27 protein-coding genes and 1 pseudogene are annotated in these 23,953 nt (G+C 29.8%); 18 read left to right on the forward strand and 10 right to left on the reverse strand.

Translation table 11 applies throughout. The features are described 5' to 3' along the window. Window positions 1–109 precede the first annotated feature (109 nt). From AC2I98_RS02345 to AC2I98_RS02355, 3 genes are all read left to right on the forward strand, one after another. Window positions 110–517 (forward strand): RrF2 family transcriptional regulator, encoded by a 408-nt coding sequence (locus AC2I98_RS02345; RefSeq protein WP_486413028.1) that lies wholly within the window; start codon window positions 110–112, stop codon window positions 515–517. Between the two features lie 62 nt (window positions 518–579). Beyond that, window positions 580–1,236, forward strand: coding sequence for an NAD(P)-dependent oxidoreductase (locus tag AC2I98_RS02350; protein ID WP_486413029.1), 657 nt, complete (start codon window positions 580–582; stop codon window positions 1,234–1,236). Between the two features lie 221 nt (window positions 1,237–1,457). Next, window positions 1,458–1,760 (forward strand): hypothetical protein, encoded by a 303-nt coding sequence (locus AC2I98_RS02355; RefSeq protein WP_486413030.1) that lies wholly within the window; start codon window positions 1,458–1,460, stop codon window positions 1,758–1,760. A 100-nt stretch (window positions 1,761–1,860) separates the two neighbouring features. On the opposite strand, the gene AC2I98_RS02360 is transcribed toward AC2I98_RS02355, so the two are convergent. After that, window positions 1,861–2,286, reverse strand: coding sequence for a hypothetical protein (locus AC2I98_RS02360; RefSeq protein WP_486413031.1), 426 nt, complete (start codon window positions 2,284–2,286; stop codon window positions 1,861–1,863). Window positions 2,287–2,397: 111 nt separating this feature from the next. Next, entirely contained in the window at window positions 2,398–2,763 is a 366-nt protein-coding gene (locus AC2I98_RS02365) for a methylglyoxal synthase (protein WP_286473621.1), read from the reverse strand. 100 nt (window positions 2,764–2,863) lie between these two features. Here AC2I98_RS02365 and AC2I98_RS02370 point away from each other — a divergent pair, with 100 nt between their 5' ends. Next, a complete protein-coding gene (locus tag AC2I98_RS02370; RefSeq protein WP_486413032.1) occupies window positions 2,864–3,913 on the forward strand; it encodes a 2Fe-2S iron-sulfur cluster-binding protein in 1,050 nt (349 codons plus the stop codon). Window positions 3,914–3,976: 63 nt separating this feature from the next. Here the strand turns inward: AC2I98_RS02370 and AC2I98_RS02375 are convergent, their stop codons facing one another. Then, complete coding sequence (locus AC2I98_RS02375; protein WP_486413033.1) at window positions 3,977–5,299, reverse strand: solute carrier family 23 protein; 1,323 nt, start codon at window positions 5,297–5,299, stop codon at window positions 3,977–3,979. Window positions 5,300–5,448: 149 nt separating this feature from the next. Here AC2I98_RS02375 and AC2I98_RS02380 point away from each other — a divergent pair, with 149 nt between their 5' ends. Beyond that, a complete protein-coding gene (locus AC2I98_RS02380; protein WP_486413034.1) occupies window positions 5,449–5,667 on the forward strand; it encodes a heavy-metal-associated domain-containing protein in 219 nt (72 codons plus the stop codon). 60 nt (window positions 5,668–5,727) lie between these two features. On the opposite strand, the gene AC2I98_RS02385 is transcribed toward AC2I98_RS02380, so the two are convergent. Further along, window positions 5,728–6,072, reverse strand: a complete 345-nt coding sequence (locus AC2I98_RS02385; RefSeq protein ID WP_486413035.1) for a hypothetical protein — start codon at window positions 6,070–6,072, stop codon at window positions 5,728–5,730. Between the two features lie 27 nt (window positions 6,073–6,099). After that, the gene (locus AC2I98_RS02390) at window positions 6,100–6,627 is read right to left on the reverse strand and encodes a YfiT family bacillithiol transferase (protein WP_486413036.1); all 528 of its coding nucleotides are present in this window, start codon (window positions 6,625–6,627) and stop codon (window positions 6,100–6,102) included. Between the two features lie 176 nt (window positions 6,628–6,803). On the opposite strand from AC2I98_RS02390, the gene AC2I98_RS02395 reads away from it, so the two are divergent. Then, window positions 6,804–7,286, forward strand: a complete 483-nt coding sequence (locus tag AC2I98_RS02395) for a hypothetical protein (protein WP_486413037.1) — start codon at window positions 6,804–6,806, stop codon at window positions 7,284–7,286. Then, on the forward strand, window positions 7,286–7,756 hold the full coding sequence (locus AC2I98_RS02400; protein ID WP_486413038.1) for a hypothetical protein: 471 nt from the start codon (window positions 7,286–7,288) through the stop codon (window positions 7,754–7,756). The genes AC2I98_RS02395 and AC2I98_RS02400 overlap by 1 nt, the downstream gene beginning before the upstream one ends. Before the next feature lie 53 nt (window positions 7,757–7,809). Here the strand turns inward: AC2I98_RS02400 and AC2I98_RS02405 are convergent, their stop codons facing one another. Further along, window positions 7,810–8,202, reverse strand: a complete 393-nt coding sequence (locus AC2I98_RS02405) for a hypothetical protein (protein ID WP_486413039.1) — start codon at window positions 8,200–8,202, stop codon at window positions 7,810–7,812. Between the two features lie 176 nt (window positions 8,203–8,378). Between AC2I98_RS02405 and AC2I98_RS02410 the strand changes: the two genes are divergently transcribed. Both AC2I98_RS02410 and AC2I98_RS02415 read left to right on the forward strand, forming a co-directional pair. After that, window positions 8,379–8,678 (forward strand): DUF3861 domain-containing protein, encoded by a 300-nt coding sequence (locus AC2I98_RS02410; RefSeq protein ID WP_486413040.1) that lies wholly within the window; start codon window positions 8,379–8,381, stop codon window positions 8,676–8,678. Between the two features lie 6 nt (window positions 8,679–8,684). Continuing rightward, a pseudogene (locus tag AC2I98_RS02415) lies at window positions 8,685–9,746 on the forward strand (NAD(P)H-dependent flavin oxidoreductase). Between the two features lie 3 nt (window positions 9,747–9,749). Here the strand turns inward: AC2I98_RS02415 and AC2I98_RS02420 are convergent. Beyond that, window positions 9,750–10,322: a TMEM175 family protein gene (locus AC2I98_RS02420; RefSeq protein WP_486413041.1), complete on the reverse strand. Its 573-nt coding sequence runs from the start codon at window positions 10,320–10,322 to the stop codon at window positions 9,750–9,752. Between the two features lie 176 nt (window positions 10,323–10,498). Between AC2I98_RS02420 and AC2I98_RS02425 the strand changes: the two genes are divergently transcribed. Continuing rightward, window positions 10,499–11,050 (forward strand): DUF1697 domain-containing protein, encoded by a 552-nt coding sequence (locus AC2I98_RS02425; protein ID WP_486413042.1) that lies wholly within the window; start codon window positions 10,499–10,501, stop codon window positions 11,048–11,050. A 70-nt stretch (window positions 11,051–11,120) separates the two neighbouring features. Here the strand turns inward: AC2I98_RS02425 and AC2I98_RS02430 are convergent, their stop codons facing one another. Then, complete coding sequence (locus AC2I98_RS02430; protein ID WP_486413043.1) at window positions 11,121–11,681, reverse strand: TlpA family protein disulfide reductase; 561 nt, start codon at window positions 11,679–11,681, stop codon at window positions 11,121–11,123. Between the two features lie 69 nt (window positions 11,682–11,750). After that, window positions 11,751–12,344: a thioredoxin family protein gene (locus AC2I98_RS02435; RefSeq protein WP_486413044.1), complete on the reverse strand. Its 594-nt coding sequence runs from the start codon at window positions 12,342–12,344 to the stop codon at window positions 11,751–11,753. Window positions 12,345–12,455: 111 nt separating this feature from the next. Here AC2I98_RS02435 and recG point away from each other — a divergent pair, with 111 nt between their 5' ends. The 4 genes from recG to AC2I98_RS02455 all read left to right on the forward strand — a co-directional run bounded on the left by recG (window position 12,456) and on the right by AC2I98_RS02455 (window position 17,254). Next, entirely contained in the window at window positions 12,456–14,561 is a 2,106-nt protein-coding gene (gene recG, locus AC2I98_RS02440) for an ATP-dependent DNA helicase RecG (RefSeq protein WP_486413045.1), read from the forward strand. Window positions 14,562–14,740: 179 nt separating this feature from the next. Beyond that, window positions 14,741–14,905 (forward strand): hypothetical protein, encoded by a 165-nt coding sequence (locus AC2I98_RS02445; protein WP_486413046.1) that lies wholly within the window; start codon window positions 14,741–14,743, stop codon window positions 14,903–14,905. A 243-nt stretch (window positions 14,906–15,148) separates the two neighbouring features. Beyond that, on the forward strand, window positions 15,149–16,672 hold the full coding sequence (locus tag AC2I98_RS02450; RefSeq protein WP_486413047.1) for a catalase: 1,524 nt from the start codon (window positions 15,149–15,151) through the stop codon (window positions 16,670–16,672). 66 nt (window positions 16,673–16,738) lie between these two features. Continuing rightward, window positions 16,739–17,254: an ankyrin repeat domain-containing protein gene (locus AC2I98_RS02455; protein WP_486413048.1), complete on the forward strand. Its 516-nt coding sequence runs from the start codon at window positions 16,739–16,741 to the stop codon at window positions 17,252–17,254. A gap of 46 nt (window positions 17,255–17,300) precedes the next feature. Here the strand turns inward: AC2I98_RS02455 and AC2I98_RS02460 are convergent, their stop codons facing one another. Next, entirely contained in the window at window positions 17,301–19,178 is a 1,878-nt protein-coding gene (locus AC2I98_RS02460; RefSeq protein WP_486413049.1) for an Nramp family divalent metal transporter, read from the reverse strand. 172 nt (window positions 19,179–19,350) lie between these two features. On the opposite strand from AC2I98_RS02460, the gene AC2I98_RS02465 reads away from it, so the two are divergent. From AC2I98_RS02465 to AC2I98_RS02480, 4 genes are all read left to right on the forward strand, one after another. Next, window positions 19,351–21,582, forward strand: a complete 2,232-nt coding sequence (locus AC2I98_RS02465; protein WP_486413050.1) for a RelA/SpoT family protein — start codon at window positions 19,351–19,353, stop codon at window positions 21,580–21,582. Between the two features lie 43 nt (window positions 21,583–21,625). Then, on the forward strand, window positions 21,626–21,907 hold the full coding sequence (locus tag AC2I98_RS02470; protein ID WP_486413051.1) for a hypothetical protein: 282 nt from the start codon (window positions 21,626–21,628) through the stop codon (window positions 21,905–21,907). A gap of 292 nt (window positions 21,908–22,199) precedes the next feature. Next, window positions 22,200–22,694 carry a GbsR/MarR family transcriptional regulator gene (locus AC2I98_RS02475; RefSeq protein WP_486413052.1) on the forward strand — a complete coding sequence of 165 codons (495 nt, stop codon included), beginning with the start codon at window positions 22,200–22,202 and terminating at the stop codon, window positions 22,692–22,694. A 7-nt stretch (window positions 22,695–22,701) separates the two neighbouring features. After that, complete coding sequence (locus AC2I98_RS02480; protein ID WP_486413053.1) at window positions 22,702–23,943, forward strand: efflux RND transporter periplasmic adaptor subunit; 1,242 nt, start codon at window positions 22,702–22,704, stop codon at window positions 23,941–23,943. The last annotated feature ends 10 nt before the right edge of the window (window positions 23,944–23,953 follow it).

A 23,953-nucleotide genomic window follows, 5' to 3' on the forward strand; every position in this document is an offset into this window, starting at 1 on the left:
ACATATAGCAGTATTCTACAAATTTAATAGAAATTAATTAATAAAAAATGTATCAAAAATTGTTACATTTAAAATTATAGTTTTATATTTGTACCATTAAATCATAAAAATGAATAATCTAAGATTTGCTACAGCAATCCATATTTTAGTTTTGGCTGAAAAATTTCAAGGACAATTAATTACTTCTGATTTTATTGCAGGAAGTATTAATGTAAATCCTGTTGTAGTGCGTCGTGAAATTAAGTTTTTGAAAGATGCAGGATTTATTGATTCGAAGAAAGGAAAAGAAGGAGGTGTTTTTCTGATTAAAAATCCGTCTGATATTTTACTTGGTGATGTATATAAAATTGTTAATCAAGAAAATGTTTTTGGAAGAATGAATCAAACGAATCCTGAATGTCCAGTTGGAAAACAGATGAATCAAAATCTTGAAATTTTATTTAATAATGCTGAATCTGATTTAATTAAAACGTTAAATCATAAAACTTTGAAAGAATTTTCTGCTGAATTTCAGTAAAAATTTTTATCTTTAAATGTAACAAAATTAATTACAATATATAAATCAAATAAATTATAAAAATGAAAGTAGCAGTTATTGGAGCCTCAGGTTTTGTAGGTTCGCACATTGTAGAAGAATTAGTAAATAGAAATCAATCTATCAAAGCGTTTGCACGTAATTTAGATGCTATTCCAGATAGTAAAAATGTAGCAAAAGTTGTTGTAGATGTAAATGATGTACAAACTTTAGCAACAGATTTGAAAGGAGCAGATGTTGTGGTAAGTGCATTTAATGCTGGTTGGGCAAATCCTAATATTTATGAGGATTATTTAAAAGGAGCAAAAGCAATAGAAGAAGCAACAAAATTAGCAGGTGTAAAACGATTGATTGTGATTGGTGGTGCAGGAAGTTTATATGTAAATGATCAAAAAGAATTGCAAATTGTGGATGCCCCAGGTTTTCCAGAAGAAATAAAACAAGGAGCTTTAGCAGCAAGAGATTATTACACTATATTGAAACAAGATAATGAGTTAGATTGGACAATGTTTTCTCCAGCTCCAGAAATGCATCAAGGGACTTCGGGAGAACGTAAGGGAACTTATAGATTAGGAAAAGATGTGCCAGTTTTTGATGCTGAAGGTCGTAGTATTTTGTCTGTAGAAGATGTAGCAGTTGTAATTGCGGATGAAATTGAGAAAGCAAATCATGTAAAAGAAAGATTTACAGCAGCTTATTAATTTTAAAATAAAATTTAAATAAAATTATTTTTTTAGGACAAAATTGTTGTTTTGGTATGATTTGTGAAAAATACAAATCAAATACAAGAATAATGAAGTTGTCAATAGCTATAGGATGTTTAATCTTAAGTTTGGGTTTCGTTCTCTCGGGCTCTTTTTTAAATCTTGACATATTTTTTAACCAACTACTTGGAATTGTTTTTCTGTTCTGTAGTTTAATTATGGGATATTTAGGATTTAATTTTTTGTTTGACTATTTAAATCATTCAAGATTAGTTAATAAAGGTTTAAAAGTAAAAGCACATATTATAGAAATAAAAAGAACTTTATTAGGGGAGAAACACATACCAGATTATATTGTAGAAGTTTTTTATACACATCCCAACACAGATAAAGTTTATTACACAGAATTTGAATATTTTGGAGATGTAAATTCAAATGAAATTTTAAAGAAAGGAAAAGAAGTGGATATTTTAATTGATCCACAAAATCCTGAAAATGTTTATTTCAAAAACGCCATATAAAAGGAACTAATTTATTAGTTCCTTTTATAGTTTTAGTAAATCTATGAAACAAAGAAAGCGCTTCGATTTCGAAGCGCTTTCCCTATTTAAAACTAATCTATTATTTAATGTATGTTTTATTTCCGTTTTCGTTGATGTAGTATTTTCCACCTCTTGGTCCAACATACACTTTTTTACCATTATAAGTTCCACCAGAAGTAGTTTTCGCAACAGTTGTTTGCTTTTTAGTTGTAGGAGTTGTTGCTTTTACTTCTTTTTTAGTCGAAACAACTTTTTTATCTGTTGTTGCTTTTGGCGTTTTTTCAACTTTATTAGAAGTAGCTACTTTTGTCTCTTTTTTTGGTTCAGCAATTTTTTTATCTGTAGAGGCTTTAGAAGCTGTATCCGCTTTTTTAGATTTACTAGTTGTTTTTACCGTTTCTGATTTAGTTACTTTTGATGGAGTTTTAGTTTGAGCAAATGCTACAGAAGATCCAGTAAGTGCAAATAAGCTAAGCGCGATAACTGTTTTTTTAATTAAGTTCATAGTGATTTTGTTTTGAATTGTTATTTATACTCAGTTAAAATTTATATTCAATATTAACCAAATTTTCAACCAAAACATTCTAAATAAACTTAAGGTTTACTTAAGATAAACTTATTTTAAATGATCTAATAACATTTCTGCAGTAGCTGGATTTGTAGCTAATGGAATATTGTGTACATCGCACAGTCTCAATAACATATTAACATCTGGTTCGTGTGGATGTTTTCCCATAGGATCTCTAAAAAAGAAAACCATATCTGTTTTGCCTTCTACAACACGAGCAGCAATTTGCGCATCACCACCTAGAGGACCAGATAGATAGCGTGTAACTTTCAATCCTGTTTGCTCTGCATATTTTCCAGTCGTTCCAGTCGCTATAAATGTGATGTTATTTTTGTTTAAGGCTTCTCTATGTTTCATCAAAAAATTTACCATTTCGGCTTTTTTTCCATCATGAGCGATTAATGCTATTTCCATATATTTTTTCTATTTAATCTAAAATCTTACTTTTGTACAAATTTAGTAGAACAATCTTAAATATCGATTTGTTTTAAAAATTATAAATAGTAATACGACTATGAAATTTAATTTATTAACAGTAAAAGAAATTGTAAAATTAACAGATGATGCAGTTCAGATCACGTTTGATGTTCCTGAAGAAATGCACAACGATTACGATTTTTTACCTGGACAATATATCACGCTAAACATAAATGGAGAACGAAGAGATTATTCTTTATGTGTTTCTCCAAATGATGAAAAATGGAGCATTGGTGTAAAATCTCAACCAAATGGTAAAGTTTCGACTTATCTTTTCAATGATTTAAAAGTTGGAGATCAAATAGGAGTTTCAACGCCAAGTGGACGTTTTACGATTCCTACAAAACCAAATGAAAAACGTACGTTATTAGCTTTTACTGCAGGTAGTGGAATCACGCCAATTATGAGTATGTTGGAGTTTACCTTGCAAACAGAAGAATGGGTAAATTTTCATATTTTTTATGTAAATAGAGATGAAAATTCGATTATGTTCAAAGAACGTTTGACAGAATTGAAGCAAAAATATCCAAACAACGTCTTTATTCATCATTTTTATACGAGACAAGATCAGGAGAATTTCATTTACAATGGAAGAATTGATGAAAAGAAGTTTGATTTAATTTTAAATCAAATTATTGATATCAATGAAGTCGATGAAGCGATGATTTGCGGTCCTGAGGAAATGATCTTAACATTAGCAAAGAAAATAAACGAAGCGGGTATTATCGAAAAACATATCCATTTTGAAATGTTTAATCCAACAATTAAAACAGAAAATATTTTCACAAAACATGATGATGGACCACAAACCGTTCATGTTTCTGTAACGCTTGATGGTGAAACATCTGAAGTAACTTGGGATAGAGGAAAGAATTTGATTGACACCATGTTAGATGCAGGTATAGATGCGCCATATTCTTGTAAAGGAGGTGTTTGTTCTTCGTGTATGTGTAAGGTTACGGAAGGTGAAGTGCATATTGGTGACAATTATGTCTTAACAGATTCTGATTATGAAGAAGGTATGACATTAGCATGTATTTCTCGACCTAAATCAGCTACTTTAGCAATTGATTTTGATGATGTTTAAATACAAAATAATATAACTAAAAATGGCGAGGATATCCTCGCCATTTTTAGTTGTTATAATCAACTAATCTTCTTCATCAAACATCTCCTTGAACGAAATAAATTCTCTTCCGGGAAGTATTAGATTTAAAGCTACACCAATGATTGAAGCCAAAGCCATTCCTTCTAAAGAAAATAAATCGCCAATATGAATTGCTGCACCTCCAATTCCAATAATTAAGATAACTGAAGAAATGATTAAATTTCTTTTAATTTTGAAATCAACTTTATTTTCAATTAACATTCTTAATCCACTTGAAGCGATAATTCCAAATAATAAAATTGAAACGCCTCCCATAACAGGTGTTGGAATTGTACTTAATAATGCAGAAATTTTTCCACAGAACCCAAATAAAATTGCAAAACAGGCTGCACCAATAAATACATAAATACTAAATGCTCTTGTAATAGCTAAAACACCAATGTTTTCGCCATAAGTTGTATTTGGAGGTCCTCCTAAACAAGCAGCTATCATTGTTGCGATTCCATCTCCTAGCATAGATTTATCCAATCCAGGATCTTCTATCAAATCTTTATTTACCACTTTACTCAAAACCAATTGATGACCAATATGCTCTGCGATAGGAACTATTGCTACCGGTATCATTAAGAAAATTACATACCAAGAAAGTGTTGGTGTATAATCGACAAATGGAATTGTAAAATCTGGAATCATAAACCATTTTGCTTGTAAAACAGGTTGTAAATCAACTACACCCAATGCAATAGCAAAAAGATATCCACCAATAATACCAACTAAAACTGGAATAACGCTTAAGAAACCTTTACTAAAAATAGCTGTAATTATTGTGATAATTAACGTTACAAATCCAATTGTCACGTAAGTTAAATTGTATTCTCCTGTAGGATTATTCGTTACCATTTTGATTGCCGTTGAAGCTAATCCCAAACCAATTACCATAATAACTGGTCCAACTACAATAGGAGGTAAAAGTTTCATCAACCATTTTGTACCAGCAGTTGCAATAAACAAAGCAACTAAAGAATAGGTAACTCCGACTAAAAAACTACCAACTAAGAAACTTCCTGTTGCAATCCCGCTTTCAGGATTTGCTTCTAAAGCTTTCATCGCAATAATTGGATTGATAAAAGCAAACGAAGAACCCAAGTACGAAGGAACTTTTCCTCTTGTAATTAAGATAAAAACTAAAGTTCCGATTCCGCTCGAAATTAAAGCGATTGCTGGTGACATTCCCGTTAATGCTGGTACCAAAACAGTTGCACCAAACATTGCAAAAAGATGCTGAATACTTAGTAATATTCCTTGTCCCAGCTTTGGTTTTTCTTCGATTGCTAAGACAATTTTTTGGTCATTTTGTTGACTCATTTTTAAAAGAAATTGAAAATTGTTTTGTTTGAATACAAAAGTAAGTTAAATCGATAAATAAGTCGAGAAATCATATAACGATTTAGTCAAATTTTATAAGTGGAATAAAATTAGATTATCCGAAATTTGTTAAACAAAATCAATGAATTATGGAAACAAAAGAATTAAAATTCAAAACAAATATAAACTGTAGCGGATGTATAAGTAAAGTAAAACCTTTTTTGGATGGTTTAGAAGGTTTGGATTCTTGGGAAGTTGATACTGAAAATCCTGATAAAATTTTATCAGTGAAAATTTCTCAAACAACTGACGAAGAAATCATTGATACAATCGAAGAAGTAGGTTTTGAGGCTGAACTTCTTAAATAATTAATTTTTTAGATAAAATGACTTATTTTTTGTGATAATTTAAGTCAAATTAATCCCAAATTACTCTTGAGTTGGTTTGGGATTTTTTATTCTATTTTTTCTAAATTGTAAAAAGAAAAGTATGCCCATTCCAATTTGAAGGATAAATAATAAGATGATCCATGTATTCATTTTAGCAGCAAAATCTGATAATTGATTGTAAAGTAAATCTTCTTTTTCGATAGCATTTTCAGCAATTGATTTTAGTTGAAAAATATCGTTCGATTTTTCAACCAACATAATTTGTTCACTTTTGTAACTTGCATTTTTATTTGGAATAACTTCAATTTGATTCGCGCTTACAAAAAACATAAAAATACTAATAGATGTAGATAAAAATAACAGAAAATAATTGATGTATTTCATGGTTAGAAAATGTTTCGTAAAGGTACATTAACTTTTCTTAGCTTGCTGTATATGCGCTAAATGATGATTGCAATGCCAAGCATAAATCGCAAGATTTGTTTTTAAATCAATCAATTGATTTGTTTCTGGATGACGAAATTTTTTATCCCAATCGCTTTCAACAAAAGAATTTAACAAAACAGCCCAACGATGATGCAGCGCAATTAGCAAATTGATAGAAATGTTAACATCAAGATTTTTAGAATCTTCTAATTCCGCCCAAATATTTTCCTCGTAAGGTTTTATTATAGGAATATCTTCGGTTAAAGCCAGTTTAAAACGAATAAAACTATTCATATGGCTATCTGCACAATGATGCACAACTTGTCTGATAGTCCAACCTTCAGGACGATATTGTTGTTCTAATTCAGTTCCTGAAAGAGAGGTAATTTCATTCTGAATTTTTTGTGGAAATTCACGAATTGTTGAAATCCATTGTTCAATAGATTCCTTACTAAATGATGTTGGAATTTCAAATTTTCCAATCGGATATTTTAAATTTTCTAGTGTTTTCATTTTGTTCTTAAATTTAATAAATTTTACAACTATAATGATAAAAATTATTCTATTTTGTTAGAATGTGTCATTAACTTTGCAGCTTCAAAAAATTAATTGTGCTAAGCAAACGCATCATAAAATTTATTACGATTCTGATTATTTTTGTTATTCAGTTTCTGTTTTTATTGTCGATAATGAACGAAAGAATAGAACATTACCTTGTTCCTTACATTATTATTGCAATTTGTTTGCTTTTGGTAGTGGTTTATCGCAAATTTCCGCTGCATCATCACGAATACTCTTTTGATCGTAAAACGTTGGTTTTATGGATTCCTATTGCTGCAATAATCACATATTTGATCAATAATAAGTTAGGTTTAGGTGGTGTTTTTTCTGCAGGAATTATAGGAACTTTGGGCTCGTTTTTAACTAAAATTAATCCAAGATCTGATTATTTAAAACAAATTGCAGGACCAATTTATTGTGGTGCTTTCATTGGAATGACTTCCCTTGATTTTAAATATGTCTATTGGATGATTATTACGGCAGGTGTTTTTACAGCCTTGTTGTTTTTTGCTACAAAATCGTTATTTGTTGGCGTTGGAGGGAAATTAGGAACATTAGCTTTTATTGGTGTTTTGTTGAGTATGTTATTGTTTAAATTAATTATCGGCTAATGATTTTTCAATTTTTTATTTTGATGATATGCTCTATTGTTGCTTCTTTAGTCGCATACGAATTGAACATCCGATTTAAACAAGGACCAGTTCGTGCATCAGCAATGATAGCAATGATAGTAGGAGGTTTTTTCTACTTTTTCCCAACCATTTTACCCGAATTTTATACCAAAAATATTCCTTTGTATGTCATAGGAGGAACATTCATTGGTATGGTTTCTTCTACGATCAATATTAGTTACTTTTCATTGATTTTTTCGCCCATGTTATTTGCTATTTTACTTCATTACACAAGCAAAGTGTTTAATGGTTATGGAGGAGCTTTGGGAACAACAGCTTGTATTTCTTTAATGTGTACAATGGCTTTTCCAATTATTACTAAAAACAAAAAGGTGACGTATGGTTATCGATTAATTCGAATTATTTTTAAGAAAAGAAAACGCAATAAAATAATTAAACAAAAAGTTTAATCAAAACAATTGAAGATTATCTCTCCCAATGTTTTACTCTTCCAATAATTAATTTATATTATTTCTGTTTTTCCTAGCAATTCTAAATCGGTTGTGTCTACTTTTTTATTTAATTCTTTCGGATTTAAAAGAATTAAACTTGAATTTACGTTTGATTTTAATTGAGTTATTAACTCTAAAGGAAAGTCAATGAATTTCAAATCAAAACATCTATTTTTTTCAACACAGGCAAAAAATAAATAGGTCGAATTGACGATTAGGAAGAACTCTTGTTTTGTTTTTTCATGAAGAATTCTAATTTTATAAAAATTAGATGAATCGCTCGCATTCAAAATAATTTCAGTTTTTAAATAAGGATATTTAATTGCTTTCAGAATTTCTTTCAAATCATCAATAGTATAATTTGGTGTAGCGTCAAAACCAGTTATTCCTTTTTGTAATTTCATAAGTTGATCGTGTTAAAGTAAATTAAAATTACAGCTTATTTCATATTGAGTTGGTTGTTAGACTTTAGGAAATTGTTAAATTTAAAATAATTTTAATTGATTTATTCTATCGATTAATCGAATTGGTATTTACTTTTTCTATTTTATGAAAGGTCTATTTTTGAAAAAAATAAATTATGACTAAAAAAGGAAATCACTACAAAATTACATTAGAACAAACCGAATTATTAGATAAAGAGGCTGTATTACAAGCACCCATTGTATTGGATTTTATGAATCATGATGAGATTTTTAAGATTATAGAATTAATGAAAACAAAAAATCCTTTTGATAACGAAAATCAGGCTGTGGAGTTTGCAATTGGTTTAAAACTTTTTTTAGAAGTCGTGATGAAGAATAAAAATAATCCATTATTTGAAGAGTTAATTCCTGCTATTAAGACATTTATGCCTAAATTGAAATCAACTTTAAAATAAATTAAAATGAATTGGCAAAACGAACTTACTGAATTATTTGAAGCGAACTATCCGATTATTCAAGCGCCAATGTTTGGAGTTACAACTTCAGAAATGGTGGCTGCAGCTAATAATAGTGGCTGTTTAGGTTCGTTACCAATTGCAGATTTGGATGCAGAAAATTCATTGAAACGAATTTATGATACAAAAAAATTGACGAATAAATCTTTTGCTATCAATATTTTTGTGAATAATGTACCAGAAATTACAACTGAATAAAAATTTCAATATAACGATGTAAAAAATCGACTAATAGAAATCGCAAACCAACATAATTTTGAAGTTAATTTTCCTGAAATTGAAATGATCAAACCGAAAGGTTATCAGGAACAAATTGAAGCTATTATTCAAGAGAAATGTAAAATTTTAAGTTTTACATTTGGAAATTTGGACCTAAATTCTATAGAAAAATTAAAAGAAAATAATGTAACGTTAATAGGAACTTGTACAACAATAGAAGAAGCTATACTGTTAGAAAATTCGGATATTGATGTAATTTGTGTTCAAGGAATCGAAGCAGGAGGACATAGAGGAACTTTTGATCCGAAAAAATTACCACAAATTGGAGGTTTTTCATTGTTATCTCAAGTTAAAGATATGATTAAAAAACCGTTGATTTATGCAGGTGGCATATATGATGCAAAAACTCTTTTAGCTGCAAAACAATTGGGTGCAGATGCTTTTCAGATAGGAAGTTTGTTTTTATGTTCTAAAGAAAGTGCATTAAAATCGTTTGAAAAAGAACGATTAAAAAATGTAAAAGAAAATGAAATTGTTTTAACGAAAAGTTTTTCTGGTAGATATGCAAGAGGTATTGAAAATGAATTTATTCGTTTATTCGAAAATAGTAAATTTATATTGCCTTATCCTTATCAAAATAAGTTGACAAATTCGTTGAGAAATGCTGCAAAATTGAACAAAAATGTCGAATTTACCAATCTATGGCTGGGGCAGTCATTCAAACATTTTGAAGAAGATTCGACATCAAATCTTCTTCAAAAATTAATTTATTCAGTCGAAAATTACTGAAAGTTATTTCATTGATTTTTCAATTCTTCGGTCAGGAATTAGCCAAATTAGAGCTATAATTGCGTACACAGCTATCCCAATTTCTGGTTTTATAAATGCAAATGCAATTCCAACAAGATAACCAATACTCGAACCAATTTCTTTGATATTTTGGCTAACCGATTTTCCAATAATTGATTCTTTTCCTTCTTGTTTTACAGCTATTTTTTCTATAATCATAAATGCAACACTACTCATAAATAATACAAATCCATAGAAAATTACAGGAAAAGTAGAGTGGTAGTTTTCACCCATCCAACCAGTAGAAATCGGTAACAACGAAAGCCAGAAAAGTAAGTGTAAATTACTCCAAAGAATTCCACCATTTACTTTCGTAATTGCTTGAAATAGATGATGATGGTTGTTCCAGTAAATTCCTACATAAATAAAACTAAATAAATAGTTTAAAAATTTTGGTAAATAAGGTTTTAAGCTCATTAAATCATCTCCAATAGGAACTTTTAAATCCAAAACCATAATGGTAATAATAATAGCAAGTACACCATCACTAAATGCTTCTAATCTGTTGGTTGTCATTTGTGTTAATTGTTTTAAATAATTCTAAATCCTACAAATTTATTAATAATTATCATGTTATTATTCTTAAATGAAATTATACAAATAAGAAGTTGTTTTATTAATGTTGTAATTCTGAAATTATCTCTTATATTTAATTTATAATTTAAATGGTTTCTCATCAAAGGAAATAAGTTATGAATACTTTTATTGCAATTTTAAGAGGGATAAATGTAAGTGGTAAAAAGATCATCAAAATGGATGTTTTGACTGAGCTTTTAGAACAATTATCATTCGAAAATGTTACAACTTACGTACAAAGTGGAAATGCTGTTTTTTCTTCTAATTTAACAGATATCAAAGAACTGGCAGACTTGATTCACGATAAAATTGTAGAATCATTAGATTTTGAAGTTCCCGTTTTGATTTTGACAATTGAGAAATTAAAAAAAATTATTGAGAATAATCCATTTTTAAAAGATTCTGCTATCGAAAAAGAATTTCTACATTATACTTTTTTAGCAAATCAACCAACAGAAGTTAATGCTGAAAAAGTTGAAGATTCGAAAGCAGTAGATGAACAATATTTTATTACAGAAGATGTGGTGTATTTATATTGTCCAAATGGTTATGGAAAAACAAAATTGACGAATAATTTCTTCGAAAGTGTTCTAAATGTAAGTGCAACTACAAGAAATCACAATACAACTACTTCGTTGTTGCAACTTGCTTTAATGAGAGAGAATTAGGTTTTAGTAATATAAAAAAACGTCATTAACTTAAAAAATTAATGACGTTTTTATATAGTAAGAATGGAATTTATTCTGCTATTAATTTCTCTAATAAAGCATTAATTTCTTTATCATTCCAATCTCTAGTTTTTGTTTCTTTCAATACAACTTCACCTTTTTTGTTTAAGATATATGTTGTAGGAAATACTTTTGGCAGCATATTGATCGAAATAGGACTATTTGGCTCATAAACTGGCATTGTATAATTATTTTTCTGTAAAAAAGCATTAAAAACTGTTGGTTTATCTTGAATTGCAACCAATACAAATTTTACTTTTTGACCTTTTGCTTCATATAATTTCTGAATAGTCGGCATTTCTGCAACACAAGGAGGACACCAGCTTCCCCAAAAATTAATAAAAACAACTTCTCCACTTTTTTTGAAATCAACCAAGTTTGTATTAACAGCTCCGTTATGTCCAATTAAATCAATATCATAATCGCTATCCGATAATTCTACATCAGCACCTGCAATATGGCTATTATCTTCTATTTTATTTTTTAAAAAAGTTCCAATTGGTGTAAACATTATAGCAACTAAAGCGATTACAACAACTATGGCAAAAATAATTTGTTTATTTCCTTTCATGTTTTCTTTTAATAAAATCTTAGACAAAGATGCGAACAAATAACAAGTTGAACAAATTGAAAAACCTGATTAATTAGCTATATTTTCATCAATCAAATCTAAGATTTCATTTATGATATCTTCCCCTTTATTATCGTTGTAATAACGTTGTAAATCTTCGTGAAAATCTTCAGAAGAATATATATCAGGATTATTTTTGAAACGAGCTAACATCTCCATTCCTTCTTGTGGACGAGGACCGAAACGAAAAGCTTCTTCATTCTCCTCATTTACACCTATAATAATCGGGATAGATAAAGCACCGTTTGTTTTATATTTTTCCATTAATTCCATATTCTCATCACGTAGAATGTAATGAGTTGATACATTTAAGGCATTTGCTAATTTTTCTACAACTGGTAAAATTTGAGAAGCATCTCCACACCAACCTTCTGTAATAATTAATAATTTTAAATTATTTGGAGTAGATTTAATACGTGTTTCTTGAGCAGGATTAAATTTAAATGTTTTGAAAATTCTGTTCATACGTTGCAATCCTAACGCATAATATTGTACATATTCTTTTGGATCATCATTTTCAATTTCATTTTCTAAATCGTCTTCAACTCGTATAATATAATCTTCGTAAGCTAAACCTTTATTAATGTATTCTGTTAAATTCATTTGTTTCTAATTTTTTACAAATATAAAGCAATTCTGCGAGCTTATTTTGTAACAATCATGACATTGTTTGTCGTTAAAATTTGGTAAATTGCGACTTTCGAAAGTAGAGAAATGTACCAAAATCCATTAAAAAAAACGATAGAATATTTAAAAGGCGCTGGACCTGAGCGTGCTAAAACACTGCAAAGTGAATTCAGAATTTTTAGATATGAAGATTTGATACAACATTTTCCTTTTCGTTATGTTGATAAATCAAAATTTTATAAAATTTCAGAAATTTCTTCCACTGCTGCTGAAATACAATTGAAAGGTAAAATAGTTCAGTTAGAAGAAATTAATCAAGGTAAAATAAAGCGTTTAGTTGGAAAGTTTCAAGACGGAACTGGTACTTTAGAGTTGGTTTGGTTTAAAGTTTCTTCGTGGCAAAAAGAGAAATTAAAGAATGATCTTTTCAAAGAAGTTGTTATTTATGGAAAACCCAATCTGTTTAATAACAATTTTAGTATCACACATCCCGAAATAGAATTAGTAGAAGACGCGAAGAATATTCCGCTTGGTTTATTTCCTGTTTATCCTAGTACAGAAAAACTAACGAAAAAAGGAATTACAAATCGTGTACTTCAGAAAATGATGATGAATCTTTTTGCTGAAAATATTGATATTCCAGAAAACTTACCGCAAAATGTTATTGAACATTATAAATTAGTTGGTAGAAGTGAAGCGTTGAAAGCTATTCATTTTCCAAAAGATTTGACCGAATTAAATGCTGCCGTTCGTCGTTTAAAATTTGAAGAATTTTTCTTTCTGAACTTAGCTAACCTTTCTCAAAAAGCAGTTAATAAACAAAAAAATAGAAGTAATCCTTTTCCAGAAATTGGTCATTATTTCAATACATTTTACAACGAATATTTACCTTTTGAGTTGACAAATGCGCAAAAACGTGTGATCAAAGAAATTCGATTAGATCTTCGTCAACCAGCTCAAATGAATCGCTTATTGCAAGGAGATGTAGGTTCGGGTAAAACAATGGTTGCATTCTTAACGATGTTGATTGCAGTTGATAATGGTTTTCAAGCTGCTTTGATTGCGCCAACCGAAATTCTTGCTCTACAACATTACGAAAGTATTACAGAATTACTAAATGGTTTGGATGTTTCTGTTGAACTACTAACAGGATCAGTAACGAAGAAAAAGCGTCAACCAATTTTAGAAAATCTTGAAAATGGGAAGCTTAAAATCATCATAGGAACGCATGCTTTGTTAGAAGATAATGTAGTTTTTCAAAACTTGGGATTAGCAATTATTGATGAACAACATCGTTTTGGTGTGGCGCAACGTGCAAAGTTTTGGCGAAAAGCGAAACTTCCTCCTCATATTTTAGTTATGACAGCAACGCCGATTCCGCGAACATTATCGATGACAATGTATGGTGATTTAGATGTTTCTGTAATCGATGAATTACCAAAAGGGAGAAAACCTATTAAAACACTTCATAAAACAGATGCACATCGTTTGAGTGTTTTCAAATTTATGAAAGATGAAATTGCGAAAGGTCGTCAAATTTATGTTGTTTATCCTTTGATTGAGGAATCTGCAAAATTAGAATTGAAAGATTTGATGGATGGTTATGAGAGTATTTCGCGCGCTTTTCCGTTACCTGAATATGGAATAAGTATTGTGCATGGACGTCAAAAACCAGCAGATAAAGAGTTTGAAATGAATCGTTTCAAAATTAATGAAACTCAAATTTTGGTTGCAACAACTGTAATAGAAGTTGGAGTAAATGTGCCAAATGCTTCTGTGATGATTATCGAAAATTCAGAACGTTTTGGACTTTCTCAATTGCATCAGCTTCGTGGAAGGGTTGGGCGAGGAGCAGAGCAATCATATTGTATTTTGATGACAGGAGGGAAATTAAACGAAGTTTCGAAACGTCGTATTCAAACAATGTGTCAAACAAATGATGGCTTTCAAGTTGCTGAGGTAGATTTAGAGTTACGTGGACCAGGAGATATGATGGGAACGCAACAAAGTGGTGTGTTAAATCTTAAAATTGCGGATTTATCGAAAGATAAAGAAGTTTTATATGCAGCAAGAAAATGTGTCGAAATAATTTTGGCGCAGGATGCGACATTGTCTTCTTCAATCTATCAAAATACAAAACAATATTTTATCGATAATCACAAAGATAAAGTAGGTTGGAGTCAAATTTCTTAAAATTTAACATAAAAAAAAGAATCGATTTTAATTTTGGTATAATATGTGATTATTTAAAAATGAATATTAAACAATGCATATTATATAGAAACTTTTAATTTTATCAGTTGTGTTAAATTTAATTAACATTAAAATATTTATTTAACATAAAATTAGCGTCAACCAAAAAAATACAGATTATGATGTACACAAATTTAGAACTTATAAAAACTCCTCAAGGAGTAGAGGTTGAAGGAAACTCATTATGGAAGTTTAATCAACATTTGAATGTAATGATATTGCTCGCTAATGAATCGATAAAAATTAAGCCTTCTGTTTCGTTCCAACGATTTAGAAAAAACTAAATTATATTATATAAACCGCTGATACAGCGGTTTTTTTAATGTCTTTTTTTTAACAAAAATTTCTTTATAGTATTAATTTATTGATGTATTGTAAAATAATATATTACGGTTTTGAGCTTTTTAATTTATTGAAACTTAATTATTATAAAAATTAATTATATCTAATAGATTTTATAGATTTGATTTATAATTTGTCTAATTATAGTTTTGCGCTGTCTTAAAAGGATAACAAAATTAATAATTATGATAAAAAGAAGTTTAGTACTTAGTTTGGCTTTCTTGTCAACTATAGGATTTGCGCAACAATTAACTACAAATACAGGTTCTCCAGTAGGAGATAATCAAAATTCGAAAACGATAGGAAACAATGGACAAGTTTTATTGGAAGATGTTCATTTGATTGAAAAATTAGCAGCTTTTGATCGTGAACGTATTCCAGAACGTGTTGTACACGCTCGTGGTGCTGGTGCTTTTGGTGAATTTGTTGCAACTGCAGATTTTTCTGATGTTACAATGGCAAATTTCTTATCAGAAGCTGGTAAAAAAACTCCATTGTTTGTTCGTATTTCTACAGTAACACATCAACAAGGTTCTCCAGAAACTTACCGTGATCCTCGTGGATTTGCTGTGAAATTTTATACAGAACAAGGTAATTATGACTTGGTAGGAAATAATTTACCTGTTTTCTTTATTCGTGATGCGATTAAATTTCCTGATATGGTTCACGCTTTCAAACCATCTCCAGTAACAAACGGAGTTTCAGATGCAAATCGTGTTTTTGATTTTTTCTCAAATTTACCAGAATCAACTCACATGTTAACTTGGTTATTCTCTGATTATGGAATTCCAGCTAACTATAGACAAATGGAAGCGAATGGTGTACACGCTTACAAATGGGTAAATGATAAAGGAGAAGTAACTTATGTAAAATACAAATGGGTTCCACAACAAGAGGTTAAGAATTTATCACAAGAAGAAGCAGATAAAATTCAAGCTACAGCAATAGAACATGCAACTTTAGATTTACGTAATGAAATCGATAAAGGTAATTTTCCTAAATGGGATTTATATGTTCAGATGTTGAAAAAAGAAGATTTTGAACAATTAGATTTTAATCCAGTTGACGTAACAAAAATTTGGCCAGAATCTGTTGCAAAATTAATCAAAGTAGGAACAATGACATTGAATGAAAATCCTACAAATTATTTTCAACAAGTAGAACAAGCAGCTTTTTCTCCTGCAACGTTAGTTCCGGGAATAGAGCCTTCTGAAGATAAATTATTACAAGGTCGTTTATTTTCTTATGGTGATACTCAGCGTCATCGTTTAACTGGTAATTTTCAACAAATACCTGTAAATGCTCCAAAAAATAACGTAAAAACATACAATCAAGATGGTTATATGTCAACACGTGTACAAGAAGGAGATGTAAATTATCAACCATCTACAAATGTTCCAGAGGTTGTAGATAATGCAAAATTCAAATATTCTAAATCTGTTTTTAATGCTCCAACTTCAACAACACAACATGTTATTGATAAAGAGAACAATTTTAAACAAGCTGGTGAATTGTACAAATCTTTTTCTAAAAAAGATCAAGATAATTTAATTAAAAATTTATCTGATAATTTAAATTCAGTTAAGAATAAAGTAATTGTTCATAAAATGATTGCATTCTTTTACCAAGCAAATACAGAATACGGAACACGCTTGATGAAAGCTACAAATACATCAATGAATGATGTAAAACAATATTTACCAAAATAATATTTATTGGATTGGAGCTGATTGATTTTGGCTCCATGACTTTCTTTAATCAAATATCAAATCAACATGAAAAAGTTAATATATGCATTTAGTTTCTTTTTAGCATTTCAATATGTAAATGCACAAGATTTATTTTCAGCTGCAAGAGCTAATAATGTAAAAGAAATTGAACAATTAATTTCTGAAGGAAAAGATGTTAATACAAAAAACGAAAGAGGTTTTACTCCCCTTATTTTAGCTGTTTATATTCAAAACAAAGAAACTGTTCAATTTTTATTAGAGAACGGAGCAAATCCTAATGCGCAAGATAATTCTGGAAATACAGCTCTTATGGGAGCAGCTTTTAAAGGATATTCAGAATTGATTTCGTTATTAATTCAGTTCAAAGCTGATGTTAATCAAACAAATAATAGTGGTGCAACTGCTTTAATTTTTGCTGTAACATTTGGACAAAACGAAATTGCTCAAAAATTGATTGATGCAGGAACTGATTTAATTATAAAAGATAATTCGGGTAAAACAGCTAAAGATCACGCAATTTTGCAAGAAAATAAAACAATGATTGATATTTTATCACGATAACAATAGTTAATGAATTACATCCAATAATGATCTTGTTGGATGTTTTTTATTTAGCGATAAAAACTGGAATATCTACTCGATGTCGAAGTTTATTAATTGTTTCTCCAAAAATAAAGTCCATAAAACCTCGATGTCCATGTGAGCCAACAATTATTAAATCTGCTTTGTGCTTTTTGCAGATTTCTGAAATAGTATTGACACGATTATTATAACCCAATTCTATTTTAGTTTCATGAAAAAGAGGGCGAAGGATTTCAGCATATTGTTCCAATCGTTTCAAATCAGACTGAGCTTCTACATCATTTGTATGTTCTCCTGTATATTTCACAGAAGCACTTTCTACAACATGGACCAAAATTAGAGTAGAAGTAGAAGTTGCTAATTGTGTCGCATAATTAATTACTTTTTTATCTGTTTTCGAAAAATCCAAAGCAACAACAATATGGTTAAAATGTTGTTTTGAAATTTCTTCTAACGTAAATTTTTCAAAAGGTTCATGAATTTCTTTTTGACTAATTTCATTCTTTTTCAAGAAAATCGGAATGAAAAAAGTTAATAATAAAAGAATTAATAATCCAACTTCTAAACCAATAAGAAATATATTGAGCGAATACGAATCATTTTCAATCATCCATTTTTTGAATTCCTCATAAACCAATTGAGCATTCAAAAAAGAAATGATAAATGCAATTGACCATGCAAAAAATTTGGTTGTTGTATTGATTGCAAAATTTCCCATTTTTCCTTTGTCACTAACAAAATGAATCAACGGAATTACCGCAAATGCTAACTGCATACTCAAAATAACTTGACTAAAAATCAACAAAGAACCAACTTCTTTTTCTCCAAAAATTAGAATGACAATTACAGCGGGAACTACTGCTAAAAGACGTGTTAAAATTCGTCTCAAAACTGGGTTTATGCGTAGATGTAAGTAACCTTCCATTACTATTTGTCCTGCTAAAGTTCCTGTAATAGTTGAACTCTGTCCTGCTAAAATAAGCGCGACTGCAAATAATTTAGGTGCTAAATCCGTTCCTAAAGTTGTTCCTAAAAGGTTATAAGCATCACTAAGTTCGGCGACTTCATGAAAACCATTTTTATGAAAAACGGATGCAGCTAAAATCAAAATTGCAGCATTAACAAAAAAAGCTAAATTGAGAGCAATAGCACTATCCCAAAAGTTATATTTTAGCGCTTTTTTAATCGAAAAATCATCCCTTTTAATTTGTCTTGTTTGAACGAGGGCAGAATGTAAATATAGATTATGAGGCATAACGGTGGCGCCTATAATTCCAATGCTAATATATAATGCAGCACTATTTGGGATAGATGGAATAAATCCTTTTGCAACTTCACCAAAATCGGGTTTAGCTAAAAACATTTCAGTTAAGAAACAAAGACCTATCATTGTAATTAATCCAACAATAAATAACTCCATTTTTCTCATCCCTAATTTTTGAAGGTAAAGAAGTAGAAAAGTATCTAAAAAGCTGATTAATACTCCATAAATCATATCAACTCCGAAAAGTAAATTCAAGCCAATTGCCATTCCAAGAATTTCAGCCAAATCACATGCTGCAATAGCAATTTCAGCTAAAATATATAAGACGAGATTCATTCCTTTTGGATAGGTTTCGCGGTTACATTGTGCCAAATCTTTACGTCTTACAATTCCTAATCTCGTGCATAAGCTTTGAAGTAGCAATGCCATAATGTTACTCATCAATAAAACCCAAATTAAGGTATAGCCAAATTGGCTTCCTCCAGCTAAATCTGTCGCCCAATTTCCTGGGTCCATATATCCAACACTGATTAAATATGCTGGACCAAAAAAGCTTAAAATTTTTCTGAATTTCCCTTTTTTGATTTGTACACTTTCATGTACGTCTTCCAATGATTTTGATTGAGATTGATTTGACATTAGTGAGTTTTCTATCTCAAATTTACTGCAAAACCACTAATTCTAATTATTTTTTTTCGAACAGAGAATATAATTTATCTTTTTAGAAAATATCGTATATTTATTTTTTCAAAGAAAGCAGATGAACAAAGGATTGAATAGCTTTTTAACTATTACCAAAAATTACTAAAAAATGACGCCTCACGTTATTACAAACGAACAATTAGAAAAAGAGAACATCGAGATAACAAGACGTTATAAAGAGATGCTTCAAAACACATATGTTACCTTGTCCGACGACGATAAAAAGTTGGTTCGTAAGGCTTTTGATTTGGCTGTTGATGCACACAAAGATCAACGAAGAAAAACAGGCGAACCATATATTTATCATCCAATTGCTGTTGCTAAAATAGTTGCAGATGAGATAGGACTTGGAGCAACTTCTATTGCTGCAGCTTTGATGCATGATGTAGTAGAAGATACAGAATATACATTAGAAGATATTGAGAAGCTTTTTGGTAAAAAGATTGCAAAAATTATTGACGGATTAACAAAAATTGCCGTTTTAAATAAACAAGATGTTTCGATTCAATCAGAGAATTATAAGAAGCTTTTACTGACTTTGTCTGAAGATGTGCGTGTAATTTTAATTAAAATTGCGGATCGACTTCACAATATGCGTACCCTAGAAAGTATGCGCGAAGACAAACAGTTAAAAATCGCTTCAGAAACCATTTTTATTTATGCGCCTTTAGCTCATAGAATGGGATTGTATAATATTAAATCTGAATTAGAAGATTTAAGTTTAAAATACACAAAACCAGATGCATATTTTAATATAGAACATAAATTAACTGAAACAGAAGCAGAAAGAAAAAAATATATTGATGATTTTTGTAAAGTAATTTCAGAAAAGCTTGAAGCAGAAGGATTAGAATTTGAAATAAAAGGACGTTCGAAATCAATTAATTCAATTTATAGAAAAACAGTAAATCAAGGAATTCCTTTCGAAGAAGTATTCGATTTATTTGCAATTCGAGTTATTTATCGTTCAGATAAAAAGAATGAAAAGTTTTTAGCTTGGAAAATTTATTCGTTGGTAACGGATTTATTTATTCCAAATCCGAAGCGTATGCGCGATTGGATTTCTCAACCAAAAACTACTGGTTACGAGTCACTTCATGTAACAGTTATGGGGCCGCAAGCGCGTTGGGTGGAAGTACAAATTCGTTCCGAAAGAATGGACGAAGTTGCTGAAATGGGTATTGCTGCGCATTATAAATACAAAGAAAATGTTTCTGACGATGAAACGAAAGTTGATGAATGGATTCATCAAGTTCGTGAAATGTTGGAGCAAGAAGATACAAAAGATGCGATTGAATTTATGGATAATTTCAAATTCAATTTGTATTCAAAAGAAATCTATGTATTTACTCCCAAAGGAGATTTACATTCGTTACCCAAAGGAGCAAGTTCATTAGATTTTGCATACTCAATTCATACCAATGTTGGAGATCATTGTTTAGGTGCTAAAGTAAATGGAAAATTGTATCCATTGTCTCATCAATTGCAAAGTGGCGATCAGGTTGAAATTATTACATCAACACAACAAAAACCTAAATTAGAGTGGTTAGAATATGTTGTAACAAGTAAAGCAAGAAGTAAAATTAAAGCTTCTTTAAATTCAGATAAACGTAAAGTTGCAGATGAAGGAAAAGAAATTATTCAACGTAAATTAAGACATTTAAAGGTTGATTTTAGTGAAAATACGATCAATCAGTTACAGCAATACTTTAAGTTAAGTTCGAGCCAAGATGTGTTTTATAATGTTGCGATGGGAATTATTGACAACAATGATTTACGTAAATTTGCAGAACGAAATACAGGATTTACAGGTTTAATTAATCGTTTCAGAAAATCAACTTTCAATACAACTAAAAAAGAAGATATTTTCGTTGATAAAACAAAATTAGATAGTCTTGTTTTTGGTAATGATGAAGAGCGTTTAGATTATGAATTAGCGAGCTGTTGTAATCCAATTGCAGGAGATAAGGTGTATGGATTTATTACCGTTTCAAAAGGAATTAAAGTGCATAAAGTGGACTGTCCTAATTCGGTTTCGCTACAAGCAAATTATGCATATCGTATAATAAAAGCGAAATGGATTGATTCTTCTCAACAAGAATTTAAGGCGTTAATAGAGCTTCAAGGTTTAGATCGTGCAGGAATGGTGAGTGATATTACATTGGTTATTTCTAAAAATAATTCTTTGAACATGCATAGTATTAATTTGTCTGAAGATGCAGGTATTTTTGATGGAAAAATCACAGTTTCTGTAAAAAATAAAGCCGAATTAGAAAAAATTATGATGGAGTTAAAGAATATAGAAGGAATACAATCTGTAAAAAGGACTTATAAAAATTAATTTTATTCAAAATATTCATTAACTTTATTAAAATTAACGATTTATGAAAAAAATACTTTTAGCATTTGCATTTCTACCAATGTTGAGTTTTGCTCAAGAAAGTTCAGCAAATATTAAAAATATTAATAAACTTCATCGGAGTTCACAATCAATTACAGCATATGAAAATAGCAGACCAGCTTTTTTTATAGAGGGAAAACAAGTTAGTGAATCATTTTTTTCTAAAACTGATACAGCTTTAATTGATAAAATTGTTATCGTCAAAACAGACAAAAATTATCCTAATGGAAAAATTGATTTATTTTTGAAAAAAATTAAAGAATAATAACTAATTCATAATAAATTAACAAAAAGCTTCAGAACATCTGAAGCTTTTTTAGTTTTTAAAAATCTCTTAAACAAAGAAGTGCTTATAATTTGTTGTTTAAAATCTACATTATTAAAGGTTTAAATACATGTAAATAAATGTATTTGGTCTTATTTTTGTTAGCTTTTTTGACAAGAATTAACAAATCATTGATTTAATTTATTGTTAAATATTTGAAAAAGAATAGTTAGTTCTGTGTAAACCGAACTAACTTTTTTATATTTGCACGGTTTTACAGATTAAACACATTATGAATATAGAAAATCATGCATGTAATATGGACCTTTTTTGCAGTTTTAGTGCATTTTTGGAGAAGACATACAAGTTTCCTCCTTTGACTGCGAAATTGCAAGCATATATGGTGTTAGAATCTAATGAAGATGGTTTTACTTTTGAAGAACTTCTTGAAGTTTTTAATGTAAGTAAAAGTTCTTTATCAAATTCAATCAACTATCTACTATCCATGAAACATATCGAATACATTAATAAAATAAATTCTCGTAAACGATATTTTAGATTAAATTTTAATTATTTAACCGAAAAATTAGACTTTTTGTTTGAAATGATATCTCAAGATATAGTTTTCACAAATCGTATAAAAGAGCATAAAATGGCTAATAATACGCTTGCAAAAAATGCAGAAAATAGAGTAGTAGATATCTATTTAGATCATTTGAATCAAACAAAAGTATTATTAGATGAAACTATACGAAAAATCAATAAAATTCAACTAGAAAATAAGTAAAAGTAATATGAAAAACGTTAACGTTATAATGGTTGGTGCTTTGGCAGTAGCTTTGAGTTCTTGTGGTAAGAAAGACAATGCTTCTGCACAACAAGCACAAGGTCCAACACCATATCCGGTAGTTGATGTACCTACGAAAGTTGTGACTAGTTATGATGAATATCCTACAAATATTCAGGGTATTGTAAATAATGATGTTCGTGCTAAAATTCAAGGCTACATTACAGAAGTTTATGTAGATGAGGGACAGTATGTACAAGCTGGTCAACCTCTATTTAAATTAGAAACAAATGTATTGACTCAAAATGCAGATGCTTTAAAATCTGGAGTAGGAGCTGCTCAAGCTAATGTAAAAGCTGCTCAAGCTAATGTTAGTGCTTCTCAAGCTGCAGTAAATGCTGCGCAGGTAGAGGTTAACAAACTAACTCCGTTGGTTCAGAAAAACATTATTAGTAATGTTCAATTAGAAACAGCAAAAGCAAATTTGGCAAAAGCACAAGCTGGATATAATCAAGCGCAAGCTGCTTTAGGTCAGGCAAAAGCAGGAGTTACTCAAGCGCAAGCAACATATAAAGGAGCACAAGCAAATGTAGATTATTCTGTAGTTAGAGCACCTATTAGTGGAGTTGTTGGGGCGATTAATTCACGTCAAGGTACTTTAGTGGGACCTACAGATCAAACTCCAATTACAACAGTTTCTAACACGAGTAAAGTTTATGCTTATTTCTCTATGAATGAGAAAGAGTATTTAGATTTTATTTCTAAGTCTGAAGGAACAACTTTAAAAGATAAATTAAATAAAATTCCAGCAGTTGATTTAGTATTAGCGAATGGAGAAATTTATCCTGAAAAAGGACGAATTCAAACAGTAACAGGACAAATTAATCCAACAACAGGAACTATTGATTTCCGTGTTTCTTTTAACAATGAAGCTAGAATTTTAGCAAATGGTAATTCTGGGCGTATACGTGTTCCAAAGACATTTGTTGATGTTTTAGTAGTGCCAGAAGCTGCAACTTTCGAGCAACAAGGATTAACGTATGTATATAAAGTAACAAAAGATACTGCATATGCTACTCCAATTACTGTTGTAGAAAGAGCTAATAATATGGCTGTTGTAAAAGAAGGAGTGAAGAAAGGAGATAAAGTTGTTGCACAAGGGGTAGGTAAATTGAGAGATAAAACTGCAGTAAAACCAATGCCAGCAAACTTTGATACAATCGTAAATTCTACAAAAACAGTATTCTAACAGCTAAAAA

The organism is Empedobacter sp. EJD.6dd (assembly GCF_057369435.1).

Coding starts and splice junctions, on each gene's coding strand:
- AC2I98_RS02345 (WP_486413028.1), top strand. CDS start 110: ATGAATAATCTAAGATTTGCTACAGCAATCCATATTTTAGTTTTGGCT.
- AC2I98_RS02350 (WP_486413029.1), top strand. CDS start 580: ATGAAAGTAGCAGTTATTGGAGCCTCAGGTTTTGTAGGTTCGCACATT.
- AC2I98_RS02355 (WP_486413030.1), top strand. CDS start 1,458: ATGGGATATTTAGGATTTAATTTTTTGTTTGACTATTTAAATCATTCA.
- AC2I98_RS02360 (WP_486413031.1), bottom strand. CDS start 2,286: ATGAACTTAATTAAAAAAACAGTTATCGCGCTTAGCTTATTTGCACTT.
- AC2I98_RS02365 (WP_286473621.1), bottom strand. CDS start 2,763: ATGGAAATAGCATTAATCGCTCATGATGGAAAAAAAGCCGAAATGGTA.
- AC2I98_RS02370 (WP_486413032.1), top strand. CDS start 2,864: ATGAAATTTAATTTATTAACAGTAAAAGAAATTGTAAAATTAACAGAT.
- AC2I98_RS02375 (WP_486413033.1), bottom strand. CDS start 5,299: ATGAGTCAACAAAATGACCAAAAAATTGTCTTAGCAATCGAAGAAAAA.
- AC2I98_RS02380 (WP_486413034.1), top strand. CDS start 5,449: ATGGAAACAAAAGAATTAAAATTCAAAACAAATATAAACTGTAGCGGA.
- AC2I98_RS02385 (WP_486413035.1), bottom strand. CDS start 6,072: ATGAAATACATCAATTATTTTCTGTTATTTTTATCTACATCTATTAGT.
- AC2I98_RS02390 (WP_486413036.1), bottom strand. CDS start 6,627: ATGAAAACACTAGAAAATTTAAAATATCCGATTGGAAAATTTGAAATT.
- AC2I98_RS02395 (WP_486413037.1), top strand. CDS start 6,804: ATGAACGAAAGAATAGAACATTACCTTGTTCCTTACATTATTATTGCA.
- AC2I98_RS02400 (WP_486413038.1), top strand. CDS start 7,286: ATGATTTTTCAATTTTTTATTTTGATGATATGCTCTATTGTTGCTTCT.
- AC2I98_RS02405 (WP_486413039.1), bottom strand. CDS start 8,202: ATGAAATTACAAAAAGGAATAACTGGTTTTGACGCTACACCAAATTAT.
- AC2I98_RS02410 (WP_486413040.1), top strand. CDS start 8,379: ATGACTAAAAAAGGAAATCACTACAAAATTACATTAGAACAAACCGAA.
- AC2I98_RS02420 (WP_486413041.1), bottom strand. CDS start 10,322: ATGACAACCAACAGATTAGAAGCATTTAGTGATGGTGTACTTGCTATT.
- AC2I98_RS02425 (WP_486413042.1), top strand. CDS start 10,499: ATGAATACTTTTATTGCAATTTTAAGAGGGATAAATGTAAGTGGTAAA.
- AC2I98_RS02430 (WP_486413043.1), bottom strand. CDS start 11,681: ATGAAAGGAAATAAACAAATTATTTTTGCCATAGTTGTTGTAATCGCT.
- AC2I98_RS02435 (WP_486413044.1), bottom strand. CDS start 12,344: ATGAATTTAACAGAATACATTAATAAAGGTTTAGCTTACGAAGATTAT.
- recG (WP_486413045.1), top strand. CDS start 12,456: ATGTACCAAAATCCATTAAAAAAAACGATAGAATATTTAAAAGGCGCT.
- AC2I98_RS02445 (WP_486413046.1), top strand. CDS start 14,741: ATGATGTACACAAATTTAGAACTTATAAAAACTCCTCAAGGAGTAGAG.
- AC2I98_RS02450 (WP_486413047.1), top strand. CDS start 15,149: ATGATAAAAAGAAGTTTAGTACTTAGTTTGGCTTTCTTGTCAACTATA.
- AC2I98_RS02455 (WP_486413048.1), top strand. CDS start 16,739: ATGAAAAAGTTAATATATGCATTTAGTTTCTTTTTAGCATTTCAATAT.
- AC2I98_RS02460 (WP_486413049.1), bottom strand. CDS start 19,178: ATGTCAAATCAATCTCAATCAAAATCATTGGAAGACGTACATGAAAGT.
- AC2I98_RS02465 (WP_486413050.1), top strand. CDS start 19,351: ATGACGCCTCACGTTATTACAAACGAACAATTAGAAAAAGAGAACATC.
- AC2I98_RS02470 (WP_486413051.1), top strand. CDS start 21,626: ATGAAAAAAATACTTTTAGCATTTGCATTTCTACCAATGTTGAGTTTT.
- AC2I98_RS02475 (WP_486413052.1), top strand. CDS start 22,200: ATGAATATAGAAAATCATGCATGTAATATGGACCTTTTTTGCAGTTTT.
- AC2I98_RS02480 (WP_486413053.1), top strand. CDS start 22,702: ATGAAAAACGTTAACGTTATAATGGTTGGTGCTTTGGCAGTAGCTTTG.